Source organism: Sulfurimonas sp. SWIR-19, assembly GCF_020410885.1.
GTDB lineage: Bacteria > Campylobacterota > Campylobacteria > Campylobacterales > Sulfurimonadaceae > Sulfurimonas > Sulfurimonas sediminis.
Genome location: NZ_CP084578.1, coordinates 1,861,184 through 1,873,660, shown reverse-complemented (window position 1 = coordinate 1,873,660; position 12,477 = coordinate 1,861,184). Strand labels below are relative to the sequence as shown.

Here is a 12,477-nt window from a genome sequence, read left to right as displayed (position 1 = left end):
AATGATATCCAAAGTAAGTACATATATATCAGAATTAGAATCCATGAAAAAATATCCTGATGAGCTATTTTTTAAAGGAAATATTGAGTTGCTCAATAGAAAAAAAATTTCCATTATAGGGAGTCGAAAGCCAAATCAGTATGCAAGACAATTAACACATGAGATAGCATTTAAGCTTGCACAAGTTGGTGTGTGTATAGTGAGTGGTGGTGCTATTGGAACAGATATTATTGCTCATAAGGCAGCAGGTGTGAAAAATACTATAATGGTGGCGGGAACAGGACTTGATAAATGTTATCCTGCAATAAATAAAAATATAATACAAGAAATAGAAAAAGATGGCTTGGTTTTGAGTCAGTTCAAAGCAGGTACTCCATCTCAAAGATATAATTTTCCTCTTCGCAATGAACTGATAGTAGCACTTGGTGAAATATTGATAGTTATGTATGCAGATGAAAACTCGGGAACTATGAGAAGTGTTGAATATGCTAAGAAAATGGGGAAAGAGATTTATGTGTTACCTCATAGAATAGGTGAAAGTAATGCAACAAACAAGTTATTAAAACAAGAAATAGCTAAAGCTATTTATGATGTTGATAAATTTGTTAAAAAGTTTGGAGAGATTGCAGAAAAAAAATGTGATGATTTTTTAGAATTTTGTAAAACAAATCCAAGTTATGATGAAGTATTAAAAAAGTTTCCAACTAGGATTTTTGAAGCTGAGCTTAGTGGTGAGATTAAAATTGTAAATGCAAAAATCTATATATTAAAATTTAATGGAAGTACTTGAACAATTGTATTTTGATCAAAATACTTCTCGAATGCTTTACATAGTAATTTTCTTTATTTTTTACGCCTATGTTTTTAGTATATTATATTTGAAGTATACTTTTTAATGAGGACAATGGAATTTCAGGCTTTAGACACTTTATAACAGCAAGAGGGTTAGGGGCATTATACAATAGGATGGATTCATACAGGAAGACACCTTGCATCAAATATTTACATCCATTTGATGGTATTTTTTATCATTGTCGCTACTTTTGTGAAAGGTTTGATTCCTCTTTATGTGCAACTTTATCTATGATTTGCTATTATTTGGAGTATTCCTTTTGTACTTTTTATAAAAGCATTTTTTAGGTTTTTGCTCTCATCTAGAGTTGCTGGTATTAGGGGATAGTAATGAATATATTTTACTCTTTAAACAAATTATATATATGTATTTTCCCGATTCCTTCAGAACGTTTTTTACTTTTAACAGGAAAATCGTATAGTGCACCATAGTTTGCTTCTTCATTAGCATAATTAACTAAAAATACAGCACAGCCTATAGCATTTGGTTTTGTTCCAATAGGAGCTACACGAAAATTTTTCTGGCTATTAGCAATTTTCTCTAATACAGTATATGCTTGATATGGATTATTAGCTGCCACATATTTTATATCTGAGAAAGAGTACTTAGATGAAAAAAATTTTAAATGGTTATTTATACTTCTATTCTCCCACCCTGGAAGAAAACCAGGTAATGGTATAATGGGAGTAAAGTTTTGGTATACAGTTTCTTCTTGGGCAAAAATTTGTCCAAGTCTTGTTTTTTCAAATCCAAGAAATGCAATTAAATCAATATCATTTAATTCTGCATTTATTGTATATCCCGGAAGAGGGGGATATTGCTGAAATTTATCGGATAGCGAGAATTCATCATAAGTTGTAACAGAACTATTATGAAATTTATACTCTTTTGGTTCAATATATAAAATTTGTATTTCTATAACTTTATCGTTTTGATTAGCACCTTCTAAAATGTACAATATTTCTGCAAAGCTTAATGTAGTAGCTTCGATTAAAATTCGGGTTGTTGTAACAGATTGAATGTAAGTTAGAAAGTCTTTATAAGGTACTGTATTAGAATTTATTTGCATTGAAAATGTTAATGGATCATATTCTATTTGTACAGAGTCTTGAATCTTGGAAACAATTTCGTATGCTTTTTTCCCTCTATCGTCTAAATTGGTGTTACCATAAAAAACTAAATGATTGTGTGCATAAATATTTTTGTCAATAATATCTATAGATTGAATGTTTTTAAATTTTAACATTTAATATTGCTCTCCAAATAACCCAAGATCTTTAGTCCTATCCTCAAAAATTTCATCGATTTTCCATTTATGAATAAAAGATTCATATAGTTTTTCGTAAGAATCATCATTTTCTAAAAAAATGGTTTTAAATTCGGAAATTGAAAATACAATCTTGTGAATTTTTCTCATTGTAATTTTGTAATATGGTGCAAGTATAGGTGTTAGCATATATTCTTTTGTAGCTAAATTATTTTCCGTGTCTTTTGTAGTCTCATCATATTCTTGTATGATATTCCATAATTTTGCTTGATATAACAATTCTGTTACTTTAGGGTCTAAAGTTTGTAAAGATAAAGTTTCTACTGAAAAATGTATATTTTCTGGTTGGCTTTGTGTTCTTATTTTTTGTTTTAAATAAAATATACGTCCTAATCTATGGGCAATTTTTTGTAAATCTTGCCCATAGGGACCTAGCTCTGAAATTGTATCTAGTTCTTGTTTACTACAAAATTTTGCAGCTTTTAATTGTAAATCTATTTTTACTATTGGTAAGGTATTTTTGATTTTTTCCAAATTTTTTGAATTGTTTTCTAGTTCAATAAAAGATTGATAGCATAACTCTAATAAATGTCTTAGATTGTTTTTCGACATAGTGCAGAATCTATCAAACCCTGCATAAATAGGACAAATTCGCTTTGGAAATGAACTGTATATATACAATATGGCTCCTACAATACTATTTGAAACTTGTTCTTTGTATGCAATAGTTTTTTTATTATTTATTCCTTGTTTATATTCTTCAAATGTATTTGCAAGTTCTTGAGGCTTAGTGGTTTTTCTAAAAAGCAAAATACTATTGACAACTGTTTCTTTAGAGAAGTTATTATCAAAATAAATATTTATATTAATATCTGACTTTTTCTCTTTTAATGCTTGTTTAATATTTTTTTTAATTTTATCACTTAAAATAGAGTCATTTAGCATTTGTTGTGAAATATCTTCATAAGTAAATTGTGGAAATATAGTTGTTACTAAATTCAAAATTTCTTTTTTGTATGCAGGAGATCTTCTTTTATTAAGCATTGTTTGATCTGAAATTAATTTCGGATCTATAAATTCTACTAGAGTACTAGAATAATTGTGTATTTTATTGGCAATGATTTCAGCAGCTAAAATTTTAAATTCACTTTCATTATTTGCATATATATCATCAACTAAGTCAATAATCCTATGATCATTGCGCTGTTGTATAGTTTCATTTCCAGTTGTTTCTTTAGAAACAATAGCATGTTTTTTAAATGCCACACTAAATAATAACGGGTTTTCTCCATGTTTCATCCATGTATTAATTATTTTTTGTTGTTCTCCTCGGAAGTTTTCAAATTCATCAATAAATATATGAAAGGAACTAGAATTTAATAAATTTGTATCAGTTAATTCGTTAACAAGATAGTTAATTGTAGCTTTTGCATCCAAAACAATCGAAAATTTTTTAAGTGGATTATGAAGCCAGTTTTGCAATTTATATAATAGTCCTCGGACATGTTTTTTTAACTCGAGAAGAGTTAATGAATGTGATGATAGTTCCGAAGATAAAATATTTGGAATTATAAAATTTTCAATATTACTTTTTAATGTTTTATCAGAATAATTTGATTTTAAAAAAGTATTAGCAAATTCAGAAAATTTTGACAATAAAGATAGTGCTACATAGGTATTAAAAACTGAATTCCATTCTTTTCCTATATAGTTTTCATTAATTAGCTGGACAAAATGAGTATCAGGTTTCCAATAAATTCCAATAACATCTAGTGCAGATTCTGGGATTTGCTCTCTTTTTGAACTAAATTGTGTTGAAAATGCATGGTATTTTAAATACATAGTTTTTCCTGTACCTCTCCCACCTACAACTTTAACACTTTTTGTTTCTTTTAGTAAATTATATTGTTGATAGTTTATCGGTAAAACAAAATTTTCCCAGAGGTCATCAGGTAATTCTTCTGCTCTGTTTTTTTTAAAAATCTGTGATAATTGTTCCATTGTTTAAATCCTTATCTTGGAAAGATTGAATTCCAATTTTGATCATTATATGAAAATATTGGAAGTGAGTTATTTGGAGTTGAGACTGAAAAAATATAAGTTAATGCTAAATCTTTTCTTCCTAGCAAGTTGCTTTTTAATTTTGTCTTCGATTTAACCAAATCTTTATATACTTGTAATAGATCATTGATATCGATATTTTCTGCAATTTTTGGCATAAATTTTTTATTAAAAAAACTGTAATTTTCATCTAAAAGTTCAACGGGTTTTATAATAACATTAGGATATTTCTCAGCTTTAAAAGATGCTAAACCTAATGAAGTGGCAGTTAAAGGGGTATATAAACAAATTAGTCCTTCTAAATCTTGATGATAATTCTCCAAAAATGTATTAAATTGTTCACCAGTACCCATGATGTCATCAAATATTACAATAATTTTTACTTGATTTCTATCTATGTTTTTGAGGTTTTGAGCAGCAATCTTGAAATTATTATGAAAACTGCCTTTTCTTGCGAAATCACGTATGATAGAACTTCCACTTTTCCCTGTTTGTTCATCAACATTTTCAACAGCAGAAAATCGAATAGGAAGATCATACCCTTTCTTTAAGTTATCATGAAATGACTCAAGCGAATCTATTGTATATATATCAAGTTCATCTAAAATATTTGGTAAAAGAATATCTATAATATATTGGAACATTGAAAGCATAGGATTAATATTTCTGTACATTATTCTATATATTATTATGGCTACTAAAAATTTTTGATGCTCTGTTTCAAAATTTTGAAGCCAAAGTAGAAAGTCATCTTCTGAAATATCCCAATATTTTATTTTAATGTATTGTTTTGCTCTTTCTGTCATATCATCATAAAATGCTTCCCATTCATCAGGTAATTCAAACATGTGTAAACCTCGTTTGCAGAGGAAAATTTTTTATATCCTCTAATGTAATATGTTTCGCTGCGACACCTCTTGCATTGGCTTTTATCCAGTTTTTTCCAAAGGGTGATTGTAGTAAATTTAAAAGTTTTTCTCGTAAAATTTTATCTTTAACTCGTATAATGAAGACACAATCAGTAGCCACGAAATAGCCTTTTTCAATTAGACCTACATTGCCTAAACAGTAACTTCCAACTCTTGCAAAAATAATATCTCCTGCTTTTGCTATTCTTTCCCGGTATTTTATAAGTTTTTTATCACTTTTTAAACGATTTGAAAAAGTTTGGTTTTTTGATAAGTCAGTAGTATGTAAAATATACGCTTGATCAATATCGATTAATTTATATTTTGGTTTTCCTCGTATAATTTCTATATCAAAGTCCGTAATACATGTTTGTGATTGAAAGTTTTTTAAATCAGTGTAATAACTATAATCCATTCTATTTAAAGCTTGTTGCTTTGTTATTTGAATATCATTCATATGATTTTCTACTGAAGATAATGTGATAAGTTTATTAGATGGTGATTGCTTTTCAAAAATTAATATATGTGTTTTTGCTTCTGTTTTAGTAAATATATTATCAGGAAGTTCGACTATCTTTTTTATATCATAATTTGTTATCAAAAAATTTCTAAAAGGTTTAAAATAGTTATTTACAAAACAACCATCAGGAAGAATTAGAGCTATAGTCCCATTTTGTGATACGATCCTAATACATTGCAAAGTAAATATAAGTTCAGCTGGTATTTTCTTTGATTTGTATATTTCGTGTAAATTGAAAATTTTTAAAATTTTTTTAGTATCACGGTTTTGAAGTATTAAATCAAAAGGTGGGTTGCCTAGACATAGATCAATAGGTTGAGTACTTGGAAGTAGTTTATTAATCGTGTCATATTGCAATGCATTTTCGTTAAAGCATTGAATATTTGATAATTCATTAGAAACTGAATGACAACAATTGTTATCAATATCGTTTCCAAAATACTTGGCATCTTTCCATAGCACATAAGCTTCTTTTATTAAAGAGCCAGCACCAATTGCTAAATCCATAACTCTTTCTGGATGTAAATAATTTAATTCTTTTATTAAGTATTGGCTATATTTTTGAGGAGTATAATACTGCTTAAAACTTTGCAACATTGTCATACTTTGATACTCCTCCTTGTAATAGCCATTTTTTGTTGTAAGATATTTTATCATAATATTGGAACTTGAAGTTATTATACCTGTCATAGTGGCAAATTCTTATAAGAATATTTCGCAAAGTGACTAATATTTCCAAATAGTCTGGAGAGATTTGCTTTTGTAATTTCTTTATGTTGTGATTTTAAGTACTTAATTCCATTTTCAATTTCTTCTTTTGTAATTAAGTCTCCAAATGCAATGTATCGTGGTACGATTCTGTTTATACAAGTGTCATACCAATATGATAGATATCGTATTTCTTTTACCATATCCCAGTGAGTTTTATGATTTATGTCGATATATTGTTGTAGATTATTCGGATATCTAGCAAATAAAGAAAGGATAATTCCAAATAGTGCATAGTTTTGAATAACATTAAGTTGTATATATACTGATTTAGCTGAATTTATTTTTTTGTATAGGGGATTTTTTAGAAGTCCAAATAATGGATGATATTGAATAAATAAAATATTCTTTTGTAGCATAATAATTTTTGTTAGTTGAATAATGACATCAAAAAAACAAAATGAATAGACTATATCTTTACCAAATTTTACATATCCTCTAGTCAATATATTGTGAAGTCTATTTTGCTGATATAAACCAACAATAAATTTTTGTTTAATAGTTTGTTTCTTTGCTTTTTTTAATTCAAATCCACAGGTAGAGCAATAGTTAAAAGGAAAATTATTGTTATACATTTTTAAAATAGAGAGTGGATTTTGACACTGTGGACAAGTGTCATACAAGTAACATTGATGCTCTTTGCATGCATTATAAAATATAAGTTTCCAATGCCTTCTAAAGTAGGGAATTTTATCTTTTCGAAGGCATAGTGGACAAAACTTTAATGGTCCAAGGAATCTATTGGAAGCTACTGTTATTTCATCCTCTTGTAAATATCCTGAATGCGTTTTTAGAGTGAGCTTGCAAGGTTGAACCCTATTGTTGCACATAGTTTGAATAAGAGAAAGCATATCCTTATTTAGACTAGTGTCGATATTTTTTTTGAACTTACCACGATTTTCTACACCAAAATATAAGTTTATGAATGTACGAGGATGTAAATGATGTGCATATGATAATCTTGTAAACCATGAGCTGAAGATTTCATCTTTTAAAGGTTTTGGAATGATAATGAAAGGTTGTTGTAGTAACTTGATAGATTTAATAGTTTTTATCATATATCAGAAAGGTCCCGTACTTTATTTGTTTCTGATAAAGAGCTATATTTACAGTTTCTGATATCTTCAAAATCTATATATTCTTTTTGATTGCGAAGAGCATAGATGGCTGCTTTTTTTATCAATCCTAATATATCACCGATATATCCTTCAGATATATTAAGAATCTCTTGTGCTGTTTGTGGATTTAAAATATCGGAATCTTTTCTTAACGGGAGAGTACTTATTATTGTTGCAAGTAAATTTACATAGTCTTGATTCATTTTCCATTTCTTGAGATATAAAGGTCTAAAGCGACTACTTATCTGTGTATCTGTACTGATTACTCGAAGTGCGTCTTTGGTTCCTGCAAGTACAATTGGAATCTTGAGGGTATTACTCAAATTTTTGATAGCATTAAGCACTTGCTTTTGCCTTGCAACAGGTCCACTTAATACATTGTGTATTTCATCAATTATAAGCATATTAACATTTAAAAGTTTTAAATAGTACTCAACAAGATATTGCTTTTTAGCTACATTGTCTGATTCTCTATATGGTGCATTCAGAGAATGTAAAATATTACTGTAGAGTCGTGTTTCTTTAGGCTCTCCTGGTGCCATTATATAATGTACAGGTATACCTGTGGCACTATATTTTTCAAAAAATTGTTCTATCACTTTTTCAGGATTAGTGGCATAGTAATCATAAGGTGGATGAAGTTCTATAAGCCTTTCTAAAATAGAAGTTTTCCCATTATGAGAAGACCCAACTAATAGTACACTTGTAACTCGTGTTTTACCTTGTTCATATTTTAAAATATCTTCTAGTTCATTGATAATATTTTGAGCAAGTGGATAATTAATCCATTTTTCTTTTGATATAAAGGCTATTCTTTCTTCGATTGAACAATCTAATATTTGTCGGGTTTCGTTTGTTAAACTAATCTTCATCAATAGCCTTTATTAGTGCAACATCAAAAATATTAATATCTTCGAACAAAGAGTCGTAATTACTAGATGCTGTTGTATTTTCTTTTTCATTATTTTCATATATTACTGTTTGTGTCGTATTTTTTACTGGCTTTGATTTTCTTATCTTTTGTTTTTTATGAGTATTCAGGGTTTCTTGCTCTATTCGTTCAAGTACTTCATATGCTTCAAAGAGATCTTCTTCAGAGTAATTTGTGATTTTTTTCTCTTTAAGGTATCTTTTCACAGCATATAGATCCCACAATGTCATGACTGGTGCATAAAGTTTTCGATATGGTACCTCAAAATACTCTTTAACTTCTGGATCAAAAAAGTAAATTTTTTGAATATTAAGTGGATCTCTTTTAATTTTATGCTTGATTTTGTTGCCATTTTCATCTTTAATGCCAATCCAATGTCTTAGAACATCTGAATAATATGTTATCCCATCAATGGAAATACCTGTTTTTTGTATTGTTCTAAAATATGTTGGTAGAAGTGAAATACGAATATCATCCATGTTTTCAATAATTGGAGGGAGTACTCCTGTACCTGGATTGTCATCATCTCCAAATATGCCGATCCTGTATTTGTCGTTTGGTGTCATTTCAATACCATGATGGTAACTATTATGATAAATATTTACAATATAATGAAGTAACCACTTTGTCAATTCTTCAAGTGTATAGGAAGCATTTTTTTGAGAGTTGTACTCTCCTTTTTCTTGAATATTTGAAAAGGTTGTTCCATCAAGATTATGGACTTCTTTATTAATCGTGCCAAAAAATCTTTCTACATGTGCTCCAAATTGAGGTCTGGCAACAGGTCGTTTCATTAAGGTAATACCAAACTCATCACAGACGCGTTGCATATCATTGCTGACCAAATCTGCACCATTATCAACATGTATAATGCGTGGGATACCATAGATATTCCACTCACCTTCAATATTGTATTGTTGTAATAAATTACCTTTTTCTGAAAATGAATTAAGTAGACATTGGCTAACATTATAATAACCAGGAGCTTGTAATGAGATATAAAATCCTGCAATCATTCGTGAATATACATCAATTGCTAATGTTAAATAAGGTCTTCCCAGGGGCTGTCTATGCATTTTGTCAACTACAATTATATCAAGCGGAGTATGATCAATTTGAAGTACTTCGAGTGGATAATTTCCCTCCGGAAACTCTCCTTCGAAATTATTAAATTGTGTTTGAGATGCTTTATAACCATCCCTTGCCTTTACAGCTTGTTTAGGGTGAATAGCTTCAATTCTGTTTCTAATAGTATTTTCATGAGGTATATCTAAATTAAGTTTTTTACATGCCCGTGCTATCTTGGAATATATTTTTCTGAACCCGTATTTTTGCTTATTCAGATAGAGCTCTTCGAGTATTTGTTGTATGATGTGTTCAACTTTTTTATCAAGTCGACTACCTTTTTTACCTCTTTTTGCTGTCTTAGGGATAAGTGAACTAATCTCTTGGGTTTGTTCATAAATATTAATCCATTTATATATTGTTGTTGGACTTTTTTGATGTTGTTTTGCTATCTCTTCTACTTCTATTCTTGAACGATTTTTAAATATAAGAGGTTGTATTATTTCATAGCGTTCTTTGGCTATTTGCCACTCATTTTCTGAGTAGTTGTCAATATATGATTTCTCTGTTGTAGGTTGAATCATATTTGACCGTAGTTCGCTAATGTGAACTGTTAAAACTTTATTTTCCTTTACATCCTGTATTGCAACTTGATTAAAATTAATAATACGTACTATAGTGTGCTCTTGCTTTTTGTAATATACGGTTGAACCGATAGTAAGATTTAGTTTACTCATGTTGATTCTTTAAAGTGATATAGGTAGCCATAGTGAGTTTTTTATATAAATTTATTTCTACTTGATGCATGTTTTTAAATATAAAATTCCATATATACGGAATATATTGAAGTTGTATATTTTTGTTTGTTGTAAGAGTAGACAAAATATCTTTGATGGCAATCATATCGTGATATACAAGAATTTCTTCAATGCTATTTGTATATTCGATATAAGCTGGAACAAAAGCAAAGTTATAAAGAAATTTTAGATTATCAAGATAGAGAGTATTAATTTGCTTATCTGTAAATAGTTCAAAGATTAAATTATGTTCAGTTGAAAAATACTCTTGTAAAGTATTAAACTTATTTATTAATTCTGGTTTTTTAACTAATTCACTGGAATATTTTACTTCGATAAGTTTTTGTGTCGCATCTTGATATGTTACAAGTACATCAGGAGTATATCTTCTTGTTTTATTGCAAAAAATGCACCAAATCGGACACCCATAACGTTTTAGTTCGGACACCTGTGACGGTTTTAAATCGGACAGTGATGACGAAAATGATTCGGACACTTTTACTAAAAAAGCGTCAACAAAGATTCGTTTAAGAAAGAGATATTTTCTAAATTCAAATACACTCTTTGTAAATTTATTTACAAGGGTGTTGAAAATGAGGATTATATCCATGAGATCAGTTCGTGATATTGTAAAGTACCATAGTATGGGCTTGTCAATCAGAAAGATACATGACGCTACAGGAGTAGCCAAAAGTACCGTTGCAGATTATATCAAACGGTTTAAAGAGCTTGGATTGTCAATAGAACAGATTGATGTTTTAGATGATGATGCACTCAAACTACAGTTTTTCCCCGATGTAGCCAGTGTCGTCGTCTCACGCAAAGCGATGCCAAACTTCAACTATATCCACCAAGAGCTCAAACTGCGTAAAAAAACCAAAGTGACACTCTATCTGTTGTGGGAAGAGTATAAAGAGGATAATCCGGATGGGTATCAGTACACCCAGTTTCGCGTGTACTACCGCCGCTTCGTCAAAAAACTCAACCCCTCCATGCGCCAGACACACCTTGCGGGTGAGAAGATGTTTGTAGACTACAGCGGTGTTACTATGCCAATACACAATCAAAGAACCGGTGAAGTGGAGTATGCACAGATATTCATAGCCGTACTTGGTGCAAGTGGATACACCTTCGTTCACGCTACCCCAAGTCAAAGACAGGAGGACTTCATCTACTCCCATGTCAAGTGCTATGGGTTCTTTGGCGGAGTGCCAAGAGTGGCAGTTCCCGATAATCTCAAAAGTGCCATCATCTCCAATAATAAAAATGGTATCGTCGTCAATGAGAGCTATGCAGACCTCAATCGCCACTATGGCGTCATAGTAAATCCCGCACGCCCAAGAAAGCCAAAAGACAAACCAAAAGCAGAACAGGGTGTCCAAGCGATTCAACGCTACATTCTCGCACGCTTTCGCCACCATAAGTTTTTCAGTGTCGATGAGCTCAACGAAGCTATAGCGGAGTTGCTCGATAGATACAACAACAAGATTATAAAACATCTCCAAAAGAGTAGAACAGAGCTCTTTAATGAGCTCGATGCACCCTATCTCAATCCACTGTCTGCAAACAGCTATGTCTATAAACAGTTCAAGATTGCAAAAGTGCATCAGGATTACCATATAAGCCTTGAGAAATGCAACTACTCCGTACCTTACAAATATATCAAAGAAGAGGTAGAGGTACGATACTCCACACAGAGTGTCTATATCTACCACAAGAACAGGCTCATCGCTACACATCCACGCCTGCGAAGAGTCGGTGAGTGCTCGACACTGCATGAACATATGCCAAGTAAACATCAGTATGTAAACGAGAGTATGAATCCACAAAGACTGCGCTCTTGGGCAAAAAAGATAGGTGAATTCAGCAGTGTGTTTGTGGAGGATATATTTGCATCGATGGAGTATCCACCACAGGCGTATAATAAAATAGTAGCCATCTTATCGTTGGCAAAACTCTATGGTAACACAGAGCTGGAGTTGGCGCTGATGTATGCTACAAAGCATAACACCACAACCACAAAGTCGATCAGATCGATACTCGATAAAAAGCTCTATCTGAGTGACAGTGCCAATAATGTGCAACCATCATCACAGTACGCACTCTTTAACAACCACTCCAATATCCGCGGTGCGGATGAGTACAAATAGAAATAACAATCAAACAACAAAAAAAACAAGGACAAAAGA

Annotated in this window: 10 protein-coding genes; 2 read left to right on the top strand and 8 right to left on the bottom strand. The window is 30.6% G+C overall.

Features of this window, described 5'->3' with window-relative positions:
• The first annotated feature begins 1 nt into the window (after position 1).
• Positions 2–790: a DNA-processing protein DprA gene (locus LCX93_RS09775; protein WP_226066127.1), complete on the top strand. Its 789-nt coding sequence runs from the start codon at positions 2–4 to the stop codon at positions 788–790.
• A 403-nt stretch (positions 791–1,193) separates the two neighbouring features.
• On the opposite strand, the gene LCX93_RS09770 is transcribed toward LCX93_RS09775, so the two are convergent.
• Genes LCX93_RS09770 through LCX93_RS09735 form a run of 8 tightly spaced genes read right to left on the bottom strand, consistent with a single transcriptional unit; the run spans position 1,194 to position 10,898 of the window.
• The gene (locus tag LCX93_RS09770; RefSeq protein ID WP_226066126.1) at positions 1,194–2,099 is read right to left on the bottom strand and encodes a hypothetical protein; all 906 of its coding nucleotides are present in this window, start codon (positions 2,097–2,099) and stop codon (positions 1,194–1,196) included.
• Positions 2,100–4,121: an ORC-CDC6 family AAA ATPase gene (locus LCX93_RS09765; RefSeq protein WP_226066125.1), complete on the bottom strand. Its 2,022-nt coding sequence runs from the start codon at positions 4,119–4,121 to the stop codon at positions 2,100–2,102.
• An 11-nt stretch (positions 4,122–4,132) separates the two neighbouring features.
• On the bottom strand, positions 4,133–5,029 hold the full coding sequence (locus LCX93_RS09760) for a phosphoribosyltransferase-like protein (protein ID WP_226066124.1): 897 nt from the start codon (positions 5,027–5,029) through the stop codon (positions 4,133–4,135).
• Entirely contained in the window at positions 5,022–6,299 is a 1,278-nt protein-coding gene (locus LCX93_RS09755; protein ID WP_226066123.1) for an N-6 DNA methylase, read from the bottom strand. Before LCX93_RS09755 ends, LCX93_RS09760 begins: the two co-directional genes overlap by 8 nt.
• Positions 6,296–7,435, bottom strand: coding sequence for a TniQ family protein (locus tag LCX93_RS09750; RefSeq protein WP_226066122.1), 1,140 nt, complete (start codon positions 7,433–7,435; stop codon positions 6,296–6,298). Before LCX93_RS09750 ends, LCX93_RS09755 begins: the two co-directional genes overlap by 4 nt.
• Positions 7,432–8,367, bottom strand: coding sequence for a TniB family NTP-binding protein (locus LCX93_RS09745; protein WP_226066121.1), 936 nt, complete (start codon positions 8,365–8,367; stop codon positions 7,432–7,434). Before LCX93_RS09745 ends, LCX93_RS09750 begins: the two co-directional genes overlap by 4 nt.
• Positions 8,357–10,228, bottom strand: a complete 1,872-nt coding sequence (locus LCX93_RS09740; protein ID WP_226066120.1) for a TnsB C-terminal domain-containing protein — start codon at positions 10,226–10,228, stop codon at positions 8,357–8,359. The genes LCX93_RS09745 and LCX93_RS09740 overlap by 11 nt, the downstream gene beginning before the upstream one ends.
• Positions 10,221–10,898 (bottom strand): TnsA endonuclease N-terminal domain-containing protein, encoded by a 678-nt coding sequence (locus LCX93_RS09735; protein WP_226066119.1) that lies wholly within the window; start codon positions 10,896–10,898, stop codon positions 10,221–10,223. The genes LCX93_RS09740 and LCX93_RS09735 overlap by 8 nt, the downstream gene beginning before the upstream one ends.
• Here LCX93_RS09735 and istA point away from each other — a divergent pair.
• The gene (istA, locus tag LCX93_RS09730; protein WP_226066118.1) at positions 10,897–12,438 is read left to right on the top strand and encodes an IS21 family transposase; all 1,542 of its coding nucleotides are present in this window, start codon (positions 10,897–10,899) and stop codon (positions 12,436–12,438) included. The genes LCX93_RS09735 and istA overlap by 2 nt on opposite strands.
• Positions 12,439–12,477 lie beyond the last annotated feature (39 nt).

Excerpts from the sequence above, each read along its gene's own strand:
- LCX93_RS09740 (WP_226066120.1), bottom strand. The coding sequence starts at position 10,228 with ATGAGTAAACTAAATCTTACTATCGGTTCAACCGTATATTACAAAAAG.
- LCX93_RS09745 (WP_226066121.1), bottom strand. The coding sequence starts at position 8,367 with ATGAAGATTAGTTTAACAAACGAAACCCGACAAATATTAGATTGTTCA.
- LCX93_RS09750 (WP_226066122.1), bottom strand. The coding sequence starts at position 7,435 with ATGATAAAAACTATTAAATCTATCAAGTTACTACAACAACCTTTCATT.
- istA (WP_226066118.1), top strand. The coding sequence starts at position 10,897 with ATGAGATCAGTTCGTGATATTGTAAAGTACCATAGTATGGGCTTGTCA.
- LCX93_RS09770 (WP_226066126.1), bottom strand. The coding sequence starts at position 2,099 with ATGTTAAAATTTAAAAACATTCAATCTATAGATATTATTGACAAAAAT.
- LCX93_RS09735 (WP_226066119.1), bottom strand. The coding sequence starts at position 10,898 with ATGGATATAATCCTCATTTTCAACACCCTTGTAAATAAATTTACAAAG.
- LCX93_RS09775 (WP_226066127.1), top strand. The coding sequence starts at position 2 with ATGATATCCAAAGTAAGTACATATATATCAGAATTAGAATCCATGAAA.
- LCX93_RS09765 (WP_226066125.1), bottom strand. The coding sequence starts at position 4,121 with ATGGAACAATTATCACAGATTTTTAAAAAAAACAGAGCAGAAGAATTA.
- LCX93_RS09755 (WP_226066123.1), bottom strand. The coding sequence starts at position 6,299 with ATGACAGGTATAATAACTTCAAGTTCCAATATTATGATAAAATATCTT.
- LCX93_RS09760 (WP_226066124.1), bottom strand. The coding sequence starts at position 5,029 with ATGTTTGAATTACCTGATGAATGGGAAGCATTTTATGATGATATGACA.